This is a genomic window from Mycobacterium sp. NGS40 (genome assembly GCF_059812735.1).
Genome location: NZ_JCALDG010000006.1, coordinates 247,719 through 262,272 on the forward strand (window position 1 = coordinate 247,719; position 14,554 = coordinate 262,272).

The window sequence follows — 14,554 nt, forward strand, 5'->3', positions numbered from 1 at the left end:
GAACTACTCGGTCGTGATTCCCGCCAATTCCCTTGCCACCGCGTCGAATGCGTGCAGCGTGTCCCACAGCATCTGCGGGTCCCCCGCGTCCGGCTGGGTGGATAACTTGGCGGCGACCAGCTCGGCGTCCCGGTTGACGTAGATCATCTGGCCACACATCCCCTGGCACAACACGATGTTGTTGCCCGGGTAGGGAAACCACACCTGGTTGCGGTACATGCCGCCGGGCATCTGGGTGTCGTCGGGGCTGGCGGCAAACGCTTCACGCGAATCCGGACCGCCGTCGACAGTGTCGGCGATCCAAGCGGCCGGGACCACTTGCTGCCCGGTCAACGAGACACCGTCGTGCAAGAACAGCGACCCGAACCGGATCATGTCGGTCAGACAGGCGTTGATGCCGCCGTCGAAGAATCCGGTCCCGGCCGTGTCGACGGCGATGGTGGCATCGCGTTGGGCGCCGATGCGGCTCCACACCAGCTCCGACATCAGCGCCGGCATCCGCTGGGCGCCGGCCACCTCGCAGATCCAGCCGAGCACGTCGGTTTCGCACGAGCGATATTCGAACGGGCCGCCGTGTGCCGACTTCTGCTGCAGGGTCAGCAGGAAGTCGCGCAGCGTGGACGGGACGTCCGAGTGGTTCGTCGGCGCCCATCCCATCGCCTGGTCGAGAACGTGGATCTCCGCGGTCGGATGAAGGTAGTTGTCCGAGAACGCGATACCCGACCGCATGTCCAGCAGGTGGCGCACCGTCGCACCGGAGTAGCCGCAATTCCCAAGAGCGGGAACGTATTTCGTGACCTGCGCGTCAAGATCGATCGCACCGGCGCCGTGCAACGCGCCTACCACCGCACCCACCAGCGATTTGCTCACCGAGAACAGCAAGTGCCGGGTCTCGGCACCCATGCCGTCGAGGTACTCCTCGGCCACGATCGACCCGCGGTGGGCGACGGCCCATCCGTCGGTCGCGGTGCCGGTCATCACCGCTCCCACGGTGGTGGCGTCCCCTTCGGTGCTGATCACCGGGATCTCGGGGATCGGGGCGCGGGCCGCGGGCAGCGCCGCGACCGGACCGTCCCCGCGCGGGATCACCGCTGTCGGCACGAAGTCTTCGATGTGCTGGAACGACCAATGCGCATACGGCGGCGACAACCAGTTGTCCAGCGAGATACCGGCCGGGGGGCTCACGCTCGTGCGACGAGCCGCGAGACGATCGGCGCGGCCGGCGTCAAAGGCGTCGAGACGAACTTCGCCTTCATCCCCTTGACCCAGCGCTGGCAGCGCTCGCTGAGCTGATAGTCGTCGGTCTGCAAGTGTGAGCGAGTGACGAGCACGCCGAGTTGGGCACCCTCGGACCGCAAGTCGCCGGGTGCCGCGACACGCATGTAAAAGGCCTCGGAGCCGTCGAGCAGCGTCGCCCAGTCGTTGGCGGTCCGCGAAAAGGAGACCCGACCGTCGTCGTCGATGCGCCATACCCCGGTGCGTGGCGTCGCGGTGAAGATCTCGATATCCGGGGACGTCTCCGTGATGATCACCTGGCCCCATACCTCGTCTTCGCCATAACCCCGCTCCCAGCGCGCGTTGATCTCGTCGATGTCGAGCTCGTACTCCACGTCCATGTACTCGAGCAGGTGGAAGAGAAACAGCGGCATGTCGGCGTAGGCCTCGGTGGTCAAGTTCGTCATCGGGCTGGCGCCGGACAGCCGCGGATTCACCTCGCCGAGGTACAGCTGGTCGGAGTCGAGGTCGTGCAGAAGATCCACTTCGAAATAACCGAGGTAGCCCTCGCGGCGCATGACGTCGCCCAGCTTTGCCACCATTTCTCGCGCGGCGTGGGTCTGGGCGGGCGGCAGCACCTCGCGCCAGATGTCATTGCCGCACCAGCTGCCCCGGCTCGGGGTGAGCTCCGAGTACCCGACGAGACTCGTCATCGCGGGGCCGACCACCGTGCCGTGGCGGGTCACAGCACCCTCGAGGCAGACCTCGACATTGCGGATGCGCTTCATCACCTTGAGTTCTTGCTGCGAGGTCAGGTCACCCGCGTGCTCGTCCCAGTCGCGCTGACCGCGCACGAAGAACGTCCCGCTGCCGGCGTTGCCATACGCGATCGAGATGACGAGGTCGTCTCCCAATCCGGCGCTTTGTGCCAGCGCCTGCAATTCGTCGTAGGAGCCGGCCCGCCCGATCACGTTCGGAACGCTGGGGATACCCGCCTCGTTCGCCAGGCGCGTCATGACGATCTTCGAGCCCAGGCGCTGGCGCAGCTCGATCGGCGGATGCATCACCTCGAGACCCGCGGACCGGGCGAGGGCCTGGATCTCCTCGTTCAGCATCACAAAGCAGCACTTGCCGCCGGGACCTTTGCCCGCCACGAACTCGAGCGTTTCGGGATCGGACAGCAGATGGCTGCACACCTCGTCCATCGAGTCGAAGTCACGGCGGTCGCGTCGCCGGGGCACGAACACCCGCGAATGGGTGCCCTCGAAGGAGTCAAAGTAGGTGAGGTAGAAGAAGTTTCGTATCCAGCGGTCAACGCCGAGCAAATTGAACGGGGTCGGCGAGATGAAGTACAGCGGCACCTTGTTCGTGTGAAAGAACGCGCGTATATCCGACAAACCGTTCAGCACCCGACGCTCGGGCCCCGGCGCCACGATCACGCCTGCCGCGGTGATGTCGCGGCTCGGGCGGTTTCGGTCAACACGGTGAGCTGAGGTATCTGCATGCCCACAAGTGTGCCCTTGCCGCTTGCCGTGCGCAGCCTCTCGGAGCATCCCGTTCCACGCGTCGTCTGCCTCAGGGCGAGAGCTGGACGTGGCCTCCCGGGGGGCGCGGCGACGGCGGAGGTTGCGGCGGCGGCGGCGGTGGGGGCGGCGGCGGGGGCGCCTCCGGCGCTGGTGCGGGTGCTTGCTCCTGGGGTGCGGGTGCCTGGGGTTGCGGTTTAGGGGCTTGCGGCTGTTGTGCTCGCGGTGGCGGCGCCGCCACGGGCGGCTCGAGCGGCTTTGCCGTCGGGGCCGGGATGCCCGGCGGCGGATCCGGTGTGATGTCCCCCAGGGGAGCCGGGCCGAGCTGTCCGATAAGCAGCACGCCACGCTCGCCGGTTGGGGAAATGTTTGCCGAACGGGCCCCGTTCGGGATGCCGACGGCAGCCCGGTGCATCGGCCCACTCGCCACACTCGAGCTGATCAGGGCCGCGATCACCACAACCAGAGCAGGCACCGGCCGCCTGCGGGTAGCCGTCGTGTCAGACGGCCACATCTCGCTACGGTTCGATTCGGTCATACCCCTGCGCGACCGTCGCGCCCCTCCCCTCATCTGCGAGTGCGCGCGAAAGCCGAGTGGTGATTCACGGTTGCAGCCAGTTACGATTTCCATCATTGCAGGCGCTAGTTGCCTCCATTGTTACCGGTTGGTGTCGATCTAATGAGACGCGGGCAGGTGACACCGACGAAGCGGGAACGTGCCGTGCGCATCCACATCAGCAGGTTTGCAGGCGCTATGGTCAGCGCCTCGACGGCGCTTTCCGTCGCGATCACCTGTGCCGGCGCAGCGGGCGCCGATGCGCAGGAAGATCAGTTCGTGGCGACGCTCGCGCAGCTACAGATTCCCGTCATCGACAACGTGCCCGGGCTGGTCTATCGGGCTCGCGAAATCTGTGGCGAACTCGATCGCGGCGCCTCGTTCCAGTCCGTCGTCGACGAGGAGACGAACACGACCTACTCGGGCAGTCCGTCCTTACATCTGGTCCCCGATCGCGTCACCCGCACCGCGGTCAAATTCGTCACGGCATCAGTGACGGTCTACTGCCCCAGTCATCAAGGCCAAATCCCCAGCTAGTGGTGCAGCACAACGATTTCATACTTTCTGCTTGTTGCGGGCATCAATAAGGCGTGCCAGTCCCCGAAACACCCTGTGCCGTGCCATGGTTCGTGGCAGCGGCGCCTGCGCCCAGGATGCGCCGACCAGTATCGCGTAACCGACAACCGTGGCCGCAAGCGGTGTGGCTACATTTGCCGCACTCGGAAACGGTTTTATAAGAGACCGATGCGCCTACCATGGCCAGCGAAACTGGTTGTGCCCCAGCCGTATTCGTCGGGATCAACTTTCGACCTCGTCGTCGACTGGCCAGCCGACCGCGGCCAGTCGCCGCTTGACCCGCTCGGTGTCTTCGGGCGACGGCATCTCATCGGTCAGCTTGGTGATTGCGACTCGCACATCCGTGACGTCCACCGACGTGTTGTTGCGGGAGATCACCGCAGCGGCGACCGCGATGACATCGTCGTCGGAAAGGCGGCGACGAAGCAGGGCGAGTAGCGGCACGTAGTCACGCGTCGGAATACCTTCGGGGTAGCCGGCCCGCAGGAAACCGACCGCCCGCATCACTACATCCGACAGCGACATCGACTCCCCCGCTCTTCGACTCCCTGGTTAACAACCCTTGCTGGTCCCACCACAAGGGGGGAACCCCTTTCACCCATCAGAAACGGCCTGTTAACAGTCTGTCCAACGGGGCCACCGTTTGTACCGGTCCGCTTAAGGTTGCCGCGTGCGTCGTCCTGAACTGCCGGTCGCCGAGTCGATGGACGGACGCGCCCGGTTTTCTGGTCCTTCAGGGTTTCGTCGATGTCAGAATAAAATTCGGCTGCACGGTTTCCGGCCGCCGATCGTTGTTCAGTAAAGGGGAGCTCGAGCGGATGGATCGCCCGAACAGCGGGATCAGCCGACGCGGACTGCTTTTCGCGGTCGCGGGTGCCATCGCGCTGACCGCGGTGAACCAGCCGACACAAGCGTCGGCGATCATGCAGAAGTCGTCCCCCGGGCCGGTGGGACCCGCGGAGCGCGCGGACCTGGCGGAGCGGGCGGTGACGGAACGACACGTGCACACACTCTGGTGGCAGTCGGGGATGCAACTGGGCACGCTGCACTGGCCGTCGTCCGTGTTCGACCAATTGTTGTTGTTCCGTTGGTGTTACTGGTGGCAGGCGCACTTGCTGGACTGCGCCGTGGATGCCGCGTACCGCGCACGCACCCCCGAACGCATCGACCGCATCGGCGCCATCGCGCGCGGCATTCACACCCGCAATTTGGCCAGCTGGACCAATTCGTATTGCGACGACATGTCGTGGCTGGTGCTCGCGCTCGAACGCGCCGACAGGCTGCTCGGCGTCCGGTTCGGCGACGCGGTTCCGAAGCTGCGGACCGCCCTGCTCAATGGCTGGAACCCGGCCGTCGGCGCAGTGCCGTGGAAGATCGGCCACGACTACTACAGCACCTCCGGGGTTGGTCCGACCGGCATTGCGATGGCGCGCCTGGGTAATTTGTCCCGCGCCGAACGACTCGCCGACTATCTGCACACCCGGCTGCGCGACAGCGAAAGCGGTCTGATCTTCGACGGCGTGCACGAACCCAGCGGGCGGATGGACCGCTCGCTGCTGACCTACTGTCAGGGCGTGGCCATCGGGCTGGAGACCGAATTGGCGCTGCGCACAAACGATCCGAGCCATCGCGACCGCGCGGCGGCGCTGGTCGCCGGAACCTCCAACAGGCTCGCCGACGGGAGTGTGATCGCCGGGTGCGCCGGCAACGACTCCGGGCTGTTCATGGGCATTCTCGCCCGGTATCTCGCTCAGACCGCGCTGGCTCTGGGTGACAGCGTCGCCGCGCAGCTCGTGCACGCCTCGGCGCGGGCCGCCTGGGACAACCGCGCCGAAGTGGACGGGCTGCCACTGTTCGGTGCGCATTGGAACCGCCCGGTCACCGCGCCGGCGGGTCTGGAAAGCTTCACCCAGTTCGCGGACTCGGCGCACGCATCCCCGCCGAACCCCAGCCGCGATCTCTCGATACAGCTGAGCGCCTGGATGCTGCTCGAGGCGGATCACCAGCTGACCGCCGCCGGGCACTGAGCTCGCGCCGGCCCAAAGTCCTCCACGCCCCACCGGCGCGCCCAAGCCGCGAACCTGCGGTCACCTCACTCGCTTCGAGTTTGCGTAGCTGACTCAGCCGCGCCGAACTTGGACTCGGTCTCCAGCCTTTCGAGCGCCTGCGCAAGCAGGCGCACGTTGTCTGCTCCGACGCTATCGACGAAGTGAGACAACGCGGCGCGGCGGCCCGTTGAATCGGCGATCTCGGCCAGCGCACCGAGCATCAACTCGGCGACCAACTCGTCGAGGCCCTGCGCCGCACTGTATCGGTAGGCACGATCGTTGCGGTATTGGACGACGAGGCCTTTAGCTGCGAGTCGGCGCAGGACCGTCATCACCGTGGTGTACGCGAGATTGCGTCTCATAGAAACCGCGAGGTGTATCTCACGTACGGTCTTGGGCCCCGGATCGCTCCACAGCCGCTCCATCACGCAGCGTTCGAGCGGACCCACCAGCCTCCGGTCCGGCATGACCACACTCCTGCCCCGGATCAGTTCCGGTTCCACCGGGGCAACGGTAGCGACGACGGCGGCCGTGAGGCGTCACCCATCGGGTGGATGCACGGGGTGAGCGCACCGAGCGGGTCGATGTGTGAAACGGTTGACTGTCGGTCGCAAACTTACGCGGGAATGTCCTGCGAATCACTTGCAACTAATTCATCGTCGGCACTACTTTTGCATGGGGTTGCAAGCCGCGCCAAAGGAGCCGCTTCGTGGTAGATGGTGTCGGTGAACGGAAACGCTCACTGCGCTTTGGATGGCAGAGCGCATTAACGCCGCAGGAGTGGCGGCGCGTTTCAGTCATGGTCGCCGTGATCGTGGCGCTGCATCTCGTCGGCTGGTCCACCCTGCTGCTGATAGTTGAGCCGGCACGACTAAGCGTGGGCGGCAAGGCCTTTGGCATCGGCGTCGGGCTGACCGCCTACGCGCTGGGTCTGCGGCACGCCTTCGACGCCGACCACATCGCCGCCATCGACAACACCACCCGCAAGCTGATGAGCGACGGCCAGCGCCCCCTGGCCGTCGGGTTCTTCTTTTCACTGGGCCACTCCACCGTGGTGTTCACGCTGGCGATGCTGCTGGCCATCGGGACCAAGGCGATCGTCGGGCCGGTCCAGGACGACTCCTCGGCGCTGCATCACTACACCGGACTGATCGGCACCAGCGTCTCGGGGGTGTTCCTCTACCTGATCGCCATCCTCAACGCCATTGTGCTGGTCGGAATCCTGCGGGTCTTCCTGCGATTGCGCCGCGGCCAATACGACCCGCGCACCGATGCCGCCGAACTGGAACGGCAACTGGAGCATCGCGGATTTCTCAACCGCTTCCTGGGCAGACTAACCCGTTCGATCACCAAGTCCTGGCACATGTACCCGATCGGCCTGCTGTTCGGCCTCGGTTTCGACACCGCCACCGAGGTCGCCCTGCTGGTGCTGGCCGGCACCAGCGCCGCCGCCGGGCTGCCCTGGTACGCGATCCTGTGTTTGCCGGTGTTGTTCGCCGCGGGCATGTGCCTGCTGGACACCATCGACGGCTCGTTCATGAACTTCGCCTACGGCTGGGCGTTTTCCAACCCGGTACGCAAGATCTACTACAACATCACGATCACAGGTCTGTCCGTCGTCGTCGCGTGGGTGATCGGCAGCATCGAACTGCTCAACCTGTTCACCGAACAACTGGGATGGCGGGGCCCAGTCTGGGACTGGCTCACCGGCCTCGACCTCAACACCGCCGGGTTCGTCGTGGTCGCACTCTTCGTCGCCACCTGGGCGCTGGCGCTGCTCGTGTGGCGCTATGGCCGCATCGAAGAGAAATGGACCGCCCCTTCGGACAGCACGCCCTAGATTCGCCGGGTATCCGCGTCCGCACGTGCTGGGCGGCGGGCGACATCCTTTCCAGCAGTTACTCTTTCGTCTCCCCCATTCAGGGGTGAAGACCAGGCTAAGGCCGACCGTAGGGTATCGCCAACCCCCGGCTGCGCCTGTCGGCGTGGCCGAATCTGCAGAAAGACCAAGGTGATCGACAACCAGGCCAAGATCGTGTCGTGGTACGACAACGAGCGGGGATACTCCAACCGACTCGTTGACCTGGTCACACTGGTCGGCACGCCGCCGCACCAGCGGTGACGTCCGTGGTCTCGCTCGCAACGTCGCACGACTGCTTATTACTCGACCTGGACGGCACGCTGTTTCGCGGAGCACGCGCGATCGACGGCGTCGCTGAAGCACTTTCGCGGACCACCACCCGCAACCTTTTCTTGACGAACAACGCGTCACGCAGCGCAGCCGAGGTCGCACGACACCTGTGCGAGTTGGGCTTTGACGCGAGTCCGCACGACGTAGTCACCAGCGGCCGGTGCGCGGCACTTCTGCTGGGTGCCGAGTTGACCCCGGGCTCGCGGGTGCTGGTCATCGGCTCGGACGCACTGGCAGCCGACGTCAACGAGGTTGGCCTGCAGCCCATCCGGCGGTGGGCCGACGGCCCGGATGCGGTGGTCCAGGGATTCGCCCCGGACATCGGTTGGCGTGATCTGGCCGAGGCGGCCCTGGCGATTGGCGCCGGGACACCGTGGATTGCAACCAACCCCGATCTCACCCTGCCGACCGAGCGTGGCCTGGTGCCCGGAAACGGTTCTCTGGTGGCGGCGCTGCGTGCGGCAACCGGCGCCGAACCGCGAGTAGTCGGCAAGCCACACGGCTTCATCTTCCGGGAAGCGCTGTCTCGCGGCGACTTTCAGCGGCCGTTGATGGTCGGAGACCGGCTCGACACCGACATAGCCGGTGCGAACTCGGCCGGGCTGCCCAGCCTGTTGGTGCTAAGCGGGGTGAGTAGCGCAGCCGACGCGGCGTGTGCGCAGCCGGCACACCAGCCAACGTACATCGCTGCGGACCTGCGCGGGATCCATCACGACGACCCGGCAAGTCTCAGCTTTCACCGCCGGTAAATCCGGCCATCGTGACGGGTCGGCGCCCGCGTGCCCCCGCCTGACCACCCGACCGGGGGATGAACGAACGTCTCGCCGGTCCGACCATGGGTAGGTATCCTGCTGCCCGCCGGAGGTTCCCGCGCATGCTCACCCGTCACACCACGCTGGTCAAGTTCCTGATCGAGGAACGCCGACGCCACCCTGAAGCCAGTGGCGAACTGAACTCGCTGATTCTCGACGTCGCCCTTGCCTGCAAAGCCATTTCGACCCGGGTGGCGCAGGGCGAGCTCGGCGGTGTCTTGGGTGCCGCCAATGTGGTGAACGTCCAGGGCGAGGAGCAGCAAAAGCTGGATTTACTGGCCAACGACTACTTCCTGCGCGCCAACGAGTGGGGTGGTCAGGTGGCGGGAATGGCCTCCGAGGAGCTGGCCGATCCGTATCTACTGCCCGCGCAATATCCGCGCGGCAAGTACCTGCTGGTCTTTGATCCGCTCGACGGCTCGTCGAATATCGACGTCAATGTGTCGGTGGGAAGTATCTTTTCGATCCTGCGCGCGGCCAGTCCAGGTGCGGACCCGTCGCTCGAGGACTTCCTACAGCCCGGCTCTCAGCAAGTGTGCGCCGGCTACGCGATCTACGGTCCGTCGACCATGCTGGTGCTGACGGTGGGTACCGGCGTACACGCCTTCACGTTGGATCCCACGCTCGGGGAATTCGTCCTGACCCGCCCGTCGATCCAAATCCCGAATTCCACGCGCGAGTTCGCTATCAATGCCTCGAACAGGCGGTTCTGGGAGCCCGCGGTCCAGCGATACATCGACGAGTGCTTGGCCGGCCGGACCGGTCCACGCGGCAAGGACTTCAACATGCGGTGGGTCGCGTCGCTCGTCGCGGAGACACACCGAATCCTGAGCCGCGGCGGCGTATTCCTGTACCCGCGTGACACCAAGGACCCGGAGAAGCCGGGACGCCTTCGACTGCTGTACGAAGCCAGCCCGATCGCGTTCTTGGTCGAGCAGGCGGGCGGGGCCGCCAGCACCGGCCGTCGACGCCTCCTCGACGTCGTCCCGACAAGCCTCCATCAGCGGGTGCCTCTGATATTCGGGGCGTGCGACGAGGTCAAGCTGATCGAGGACTACCACCGCCAGGACTACGTACGGCCGTCCACGTCACCGCTATACGGCGTCCGCGGCCTGTACCGCAGCGTAGTCGGCTAATCAATCGTTCAATCATTCTTGGAGGCAACATATGTCGCGTCTGCACCCGATCATCTCGGTTACCGGATCCTCCGGGGCGGGGACAACCTCCGTCATGCGGACCTTCGATCAGATCTTCCGCCGCGAAGGCATCAATGTCGCGTTCGTCGAGGGCGACAGCTTTCACCGCTACGACCGAGTCGCGATGAAGGCCGCGATCGCCGACGCACACGCGCGCGGCGATCACTCGTTCAGCCATTTCGGTCCGGAGGCCAACCTGTTCGACGATCTGCAAAACCTATTCGAGACCTACGGCGAGACGGGTACCGGCAAGGTGCGGCGCTACCTGCATGACGAACAAGAGGCCGAACCCTATGGACAGGAGCCGGGTACCTTCACGCCGTGGGAGGAGATTCCCGAGGACACCGACATGCTCTTCTACGAAGGGCTACACGGCGCGATCGTCACCGACGAGGTGGACGTCGCTGCGCATGCCGACCTGCGGATCGGCGTGGTGCCGGTGATCAACCTCGAATGGATCCAGAAGTTGCACCGCGACAAAGTGACCCGCGGGTACACCTCGGAAGCGGTGACCGACACCATTCTGCGACGCATGCCTGACTATCTGAACTACATGTGCACCCAGTTCTCGCACACCGACGTCAATTTCCAGCGGGTACCGGTCGTCGACACGTCCAACCCCTTCATCGCCCGGTCGATACCGACCGCCGACGAATCGATGCTGATCATCCGATTCCGCGACCCGCACGGCATCGACTTTCCGTATCTGCTTGCCATGTTGCATGATTCGTTCATGTCGCGCCCGAACACCATCGTGTGCCCCGGTGGCAAGATGGATCTGGCCATGCAGCTGATCTTCACGCCGATGGTGCTGCGTCTGCTGGAACTACGCAAAGCGCAGCTGTCGGCGGCGCACTAACCTCGCCTCGGCGGTGGCGCAACCGCATCGGTCCCGGTGTGGGCGACCGCCGGATTGATCACGTCCAGAGCGGGTTTCGGATACACACCCAGGACGACAAGCAGCACCAGCAACGGAACGACAACGGCCAGTTCACGTGGCCGCAAATCACGCAGCGCAGCGTCTTCTTGCCGCTTGGGGCCCGTCATCACCCGCTGGTATAGCCAAAGAACGTAAATCGCGGAAAGCACCAGCGCAGTCGCGGCCACCACCGCAAACGCGGGGTACCGGGTAAACGTGCCGACCAACACCAAAAACTCGCTGACGAAGGGCGCCAGCCCGGGCAAGGCCAGCGAAGCCAGGCCGGCGATCAGGAACGTTCCGGCCAGCACCGGAGCGACCTGCTGTATTCCGCCGTACTCCGCGATAAGGCGGGTGCCCTTACGCAACACCAGAAATCCGGCAGTCAGAAACAATGCAGCGGTCGCCACGCCGTGGTTGACCATGTACAGCGTCGCGCCGGATTGACCCTGTTCCGTCATGACGAAAAGACCCAGGACGATGAAGCCGAAATGGCTGATCGACGTGTAGGCGATCACGCTCATGATGTCGCGCTGCCCGATGGCGACCAAAGCGCCGTAGATGATCGCGACAACCGCGAGCGTCGCAACCAACGGCCGAAACTGAATTGCGCTGTCGGGAAATAGTTTCAGGCAGTAACGGAGCATCCCGAAGGTACCGATCTTGTCGACGACGGCCATCATCAACACCGCGGTCACCGGCGACGCTTCGGTGGCTACCCTCGGCAACCAGGTGTGCAGTGGCCACAGCGGCGCCTTGACGGCGAAGGCGAACATGAAGCCGAGAAAGATCAGGTGCATGACCGCGGGACTGGATGCGATGCCACCGGAGGTTACCGTGGCCACCATGGCGCGGAAATCGAAAGTTCCGCCCATCGCCAGGTTCAATCCGATCAGGGCGGCCAGCATCAGCAATCCACCAAACAGGCTGTACAGCAGGAACTTCAGCGCGGCACGAGGGGCGCCCGGGCCCCCGTAACGGCCGATCAAGAAAAACATGGGGACCAGCATCGCTTCGAAGAAGACGAAGAAGAGCAGGACGTCCAGCGCAAGCAGCGAGACGAGCATCATCGACTCGACCACCAGTATCAGCGCCAGATAGCCGCGCGGTTGTTCGGCGTCGTTCCACCCGGCGATCAGTAGGAACGGCATCAGCACCGTCGTCAAGATCACCAGCACCAAGGCGACGCCATCGACACCGACGACGTATCCGGCCCCGAAAGACCTTATCCATGGCTGGCTTTCGACGAACTGGTAGCGGGGTTCCGCCGGATCGAAGAGAACGGTCAACGTGCCGGCGATCACCAGCACGCCGGTGGAGACGCCGACAGCGGCGTACTTGACCGCCGTCGGCCGGTTGGCCGGCATCGACAGGACCAGAAACGCTCCCACCAGAGGCGTCAGCCACAAGGCACTCAATAAGGGGAACTGACTCATGCCAGCTTCCCCACCACCATGCTCAACAGCAGCATGGTGGCTCCGAGGAAGATCGCCAGCGCATACGAGCGCGCGAATCCAGTCTGGGCCCTGCGGATCTGTGTCGAGCCACCACCGACGAGGCGCGCAATGCCTTCGACCGCGGCGTCGATTCGCAGACGTTCCACGTCGACCAGGTGCCGCGAAAGGCGTTGGCCGGGCCGCATGAACGCGGCCTCGTTCACGCTGTCGCCAAACAGATCGCGGCGAGCCGCGACGACCAAGATCGACACCCACTCCGAGGCGGCGGTCGACACCGGGCGAGCGCCGTAGCTGCGATAACCGACGGCGACGCCGAGAGCGACGATGGTCAATGTGATACCCGTGAGCGCCCAGCCGGGCCCGGGCGGCGCCAACTCAGCCGAGTGGTTCGCGTCGGTCACCGGTTGCAGCCAGCGTTGCAGGGTTCCACCGACGGCAAGGGCCGCCCCGGCACCGAGTGAGCCCAGGGCCAGCACCATCATGGGTACCGTCATGACGACGGGTGATTCATGGGGGTGGGAGTCCGGGCGCCAGCGAGGTTGGCCGAAAAATGTCATCACCATGACCCGGGTCATGTAGAACGCCGTCAACCCGGCGCCGAGCAGCGCCGCGGTGCCCAGCAGCGCACCGCGGATACCGCCTGCCGCGAAGGCAGTTTCGATGATCGCGTCCTTGGAGTAGAACCCGGCCAGGGGCGGGGCTCCGATAATGGCCAGATAACCGAGCCCGAAGGTGGCGAAGGTGATCGGCATCGCCCTGCGCAGTCCGCCGTAACGGCGCATATCGGTCTCGTCATCCATACCGTGCATCACTGATCCGGCGCCCAAGAAAAGCCCGGCTTTGAAGAAGCCATGCGTGAGCAGATGCATGATCGCCACGGCGTAACCGGCCGGTCCCACACCGGCGGCCAGGACCATGTACCCGATCTGCGACATGGTCGAAGCCGCAAGGGCTTTCTTGATGTCGTCCTTGGCGCAGCCGACGATCGCACCGAATAGCAGTGTCACCGCCCCGACGATCACCACCGCAGTACGGGCGATGGGGGCCGCATCGAACACGGGACCCGAGCGCACGATCAAATACACACCGGCGGTAACCATGGTCGCCGCGTGGATCAACGCACTGACCGGAGTCGGCCCCTCCATCGCGTCGCCAAGCCACGACTGCAACGGAACCTGCGCGGACTTGCCACACGCCGCCAGCAGCAAGGCCAAGCCGATCAGAGTCAGCGTGTGCTGTGAAGCCGACGCCAGCTGGCCGAATACCCCTGCATAGGAAAGGTTCCCGAGGTTGGCGAACATCATCATCATCGCCAGCGCCAACCCCACGTCACCAACCCGGTTGACGATAAAAGCCTTCTTGGCCGCGGTCGCCGCGGCCGGTCTATCCGACCAGAATCCGATCAGTAGGTACGACGCCAAACCGACACCTTCCCAGCCCAAGTAGAGTCCGAGATAGTTGTCGGCCATCACCAACAACAGCATCGCCGCCACGAACAGGTTCAGGTAGCCGAAGAATCGGCGTCGCGCCGGGTCATCGCGCATATAGCCGATCGAATACAGGTGGATCAACGCACCGACACTGGTGATCAGCAGGACGAAACACACGCTCAGAGCATCCAGTTGTAGACCGAAGTCGACATTGAGCGTGGCCATCGGCACCCAGGTGAACAATGTCTCGTGCAGTACGCGATCCGGCGCGGCGCGCTGCAACATGCCTGCGAAAAGCCATAGCCCCCAGCCGAAAGACATCAGCACGGTGGCGCATCCAAGCAGGTGGCCCCAGGCATCGGTGCGCTTTCCGCCGAGCAGCATGATCGCCGCACCGGCCAATGGCAACACAATCACCAACCACATGAGCGGCGCCATTCGTCAATGCCTGCGCGTTTTGACGTCGTCCACGTCGACGCCCGGGTTGGCGCGGTGATCGTCACGGCCCGAAACCATGGTGGCGGTCAGCGAGACCGCCACCTCGCACACCACCGCTGCCGCGACCACTACGAGAACCATGATGAGAAGATGGGGATCCACACCTGTAGCTTGCGCATTCCCGCCGGCCCGT

General features: G+C 64.8%; 13 protein-coding genes and 2 pseudogenes. 7 read left to right on the forward strand and 8 right to left on the reverse strand.

Going from position 1 to position 14,554, the window contains the following annotated elements:
• Nucleotides 1-3 precede the first annotated feature (3 nt).
• The 3 genes from AC5Y5O_RS12175 to AC5Y5O_RS12185 form a co-directional block, all read right to left on the reverse strand.
• The gene (locus AC5Y5O_RS12175; protein WP_096287484.1) at nucleotides 4-1,185 is read right to left on the reverse strand and encodes a serine hydrolase domain-containing protein; all 1,182 of its coding nucleotides are present in this window, start codon (nucleotides 1,183-1,185) and stop codon (nucleotides 4-6) included.
• Nucleotides 1,182-2,654 (reverse strand): biotin carboxylase, encoded by a 1,473-nt coding sequence (locus AC5Y5O_RS12180; protein WP_500025368.1) that lies wholly within the window; start codon nucleotides 2,652-2,654, stop codon nucleotides 1,182-1,184. Before AC5Y5O_RS12180 ends, AC5Y5O_RS12175 begins: the two co-directional genes overlap by 4 nt.
• Before the next feature lie 136 nt (nucleotides 2,655-2,790).
• Nucleotides 2,791-3,213: a hypothetical protein gene (locus AC5Y5O_RS12185; RefSeq protein WP_500025370.1), complete on the reverse strand. Its 423-nt coding sequence runs from the start codon at nucleotides 3,211-3,213 to the stop codon at nucleotides 2,791-2,793.
• Between the two features lie 219 nt (nucleotides 3,214-3,432).
• Here AC5Y5O_RS12185 and AC5Y5O_RS12190 point away from each other — a divergent pair, with 219 nt between their 5' ends.
• The gene (locus AC5Y5O_RS12190; protein WP_500025372.1) at nucleotides 3,433-3,831 is read left to right on the forward strand and encodes a DUF732 domain-containing protein; all 399 of its coding nucleotides are present in this window, start codon (nucleotides 3,433-3,435) and stop codon (nucleotides 3,829-3,831) included.
• Between the two features lie 261 nt (nucleotides 3,832-4,092).
• Here AC5Y5O_RS12190 and AC5Y5O_RS12195 read toward each other — a convergent pair whose 3' ends face one another.
• Nucleotides 4,093-4,389, reverse strand: a complete 297-nt coding sequence (locus AC5Y5O_RS12195; RefSeq protein WP_500025442.1) for a DUF3349 domain-containing protein — start codon at nucleotides 4,387-4,389, stop codon at nucleotides 4,093-4,095.
• A 299-nt stretch (nucleotides 4,390-4,688) separates the two neighbouring features.
• On the opposite strand from AC5Y5O_RS12195, the gene AC5Y5O_RS12200 reads away from it, so the two are divergent.
• Nucleotides 4,689-5,897, forward strand: a complete 1,209-nt coding sequence (locus AC5Y5O_RS12200) for a glycoside hydrolase family 76 protein (RefSeq protein ID WP_500025374.1) — start codon at nucleotides 4,689-4,691, stop codon at nucleotides 5,895-5,897.
• A 65-nt stretch (nucleotides 5,898-5,962) separates the two neighbouring features.
• On the opposite strand, the gene AC5Y5O_RS12205 is transcribed toward AC5Y5O_RS12200, so the two are convergent.
• On the reverse strand, nucleotides 5,963-6,385 hold the full coding sequence (locus AC5Y5O_RS12205) for a BlaI/MecI/CopY family transcriptional regulator (RefSeq protein ID WP_096291105.1): 423 nt from the start codon (nucleotides 6,383-6,385) through the stop codon (nucleotides 5,963-5,965).
• A gap of 242 nt (nucleotides 6,386-6,627) precedes the next feature.
• Here AC5Y5O_RS12205 and nicT point away from each other — a divergent pair, with 242 nt between their 5' ends.
• The 5 genes and pseudogenes from nicT to AC5Y5O_RS12230 all read left to right on the forward strand — a co-directional run bounded on the left by nicT (nucleotide 6,628) and on the right by AC5Y5O_RS12230 (nucleotide 10,976).
• Nucleotides 6,628-7,758 carry a Nickel transporter NicT gene (nicT, locus tag AC5Y5O_RS12210; protein ID WP_500025376.1) on the forward strand — a complete coding sequence of 377 codons (1,131 nt, stop codon included), beginning with the start codon at nucleotides 6,628-6,630 and terminating at the stop codon, nucleotides 7,756-7,758.
• Between the two features lie 165 nt (nucleotides 7,759-7,923).
• A pseudogene (locus AC5Y5O_RS12215) lies at nucleotides 7,924-8,040 on the forward strand (hypothetical protein); the annotation flags it as partial.
• A 5-nt stretch (nucleotides 8,041-8,045) separates the two neighbouring features.
• Nucleotides 8,046-8,825, forward strand: a pseudogene (locus AC5Y5O_RS12220) (HAD-IIA family hydrolase); the annotation flags it as partial.
• Between the two features lie 158 nt (nucleotides 8,826-8,983).
• Nucleotides 8,984-10,057, forward strand: a complete 1,074-nt coding sequence (locus AC5Y5O_RS12225) for a class 1 fructose-bisphosphatase (RefSeq protein WP_096287472.1) — start codon at nucleotides 8,984-8,986, stop codon at nucleotides 10,055-10,057.
• A 31-nt stretch (nucleotides 10,058-10,088) separates the two neighbouring features.
• Nucleotides 10,089-10,976, forward strand: a complete 888-nt coding sequence (locus AC5Y5O_RS12230; protein WP_096287470.1) for a phosphoribulokinase — start codon at nucleotides 10,089-10,091, stop codon at nucleotides 10,974-10,976.
• Here the strand turns inward: AC5Y5O_RS12230 and AC5Y5O_RS12235 are convergent.
• From AC5Y5O_RS12235 to AC5Y5O_RS12245, 3 genes are read right to left on the reverse strand one after another with little or no spacing between them, the layout of a single operon-like run.
• Nucleotides 10,973-12,472, reverse strand: a complete 1,500-nt coding sequence (locus AC5Y5O_RS12235) for an NADH-quinone oxidoreductase subunit M (protein ID WP_500025380.1) — start codon at nucleotides 12,470-12,472, stop codon at nucleotides 10,973-10,975. The genes AC5Y5O_RS12230 and AC5Y5O_RS12235 overlap by 4 nt on opposite strands.
• On the reverse strand, nucleotides 12,469-14,361 hold the full coding sequence (nuoL, locus tag AC5Y5O_RS12240) for an NADH-quinone oxidoreductase subunit L (RefSeq protein ID WP_500025382.1): 1,893 nt from the start codon (nucleotides 14,359-14,361) through the stop codon (nucleotides 12,469-12,471). Before nuoL ends, AC5Y5O_RS12235 begins: the two co-directional genes overlap by 4 nt.
• 3 nt (nucleotides 14,362-14,364) lie before the next feature.
• Nucleotides 14,365-14,502: a hypothetical protein gene (locus AC5Y5O_RS12245; RefSeq protein WP_500025385.1), complete on the reverse strand. Its 138-nt coding sequence runs from the start codon at nucleotides 14,500-14,502 to the stop codon at nucleotides 14,365-14,367.
• Between the last annotated feature and the right edge of the window lie 52 nt (nucleotides 14,503-14,554).

Excerpts from the sequence above, each read along its gene's own strand:
- AC5Y5O_RS12230 (WP_096287470.1), top strand. The coding sequence starts at position 10,089 with ATGTCGCGTCTGCACCCGATCATCTCGGTTACCGGATCCTCCGGGGCG.
- nuoL (WP_500025382.1), bottom strand. The coding sequence starts at position 14,361 with ATGGCGCCGCTCATGTGGTTGGTGATTGTGTTGCCATTGGCCGGTGCG.
- AC5Y5O_RS12205 (WP_096291105.1), bottom strand. The coding sequence starts at position 6,385 with ATGCCGGACCGGAGGCTGGTGGGTCCGCTCGAACGCTGCGTGATGGAG.
- AC5Y5O_RS12235 (WP_500025380.1), bottom strand. The coding sequence starts at position 12,472 with ATGAGTCAGTTCCCCTTATTGAGTGCCTTGTGGCTGACGCCTCTGGTG.
- AC5Y5O_RS12245 (WP_500025385.1), bottom strand. The coding sequence starts at position 14,502 with ATGGTTCTCGTAGTGGTCGCGGCAGCGGTGGTGTGCGAGGTGGCGGTC.
- AC5Y5O_RS12200 (WP_500025374.1), top strand. The coding sequence starts at position 4,689 with ATGGATCGCCCGAACAGCGGGATCAGCCGACGCGGACTGCTTTTCGCG.
- AC5Y5O_RS12225 (WP_096287472.1), top strand. The coding sequence starts at position 8,984 with ATGCTCACCCGTCACACCACGCTGGTCAAGTTCCTGATCGAGGAACGC.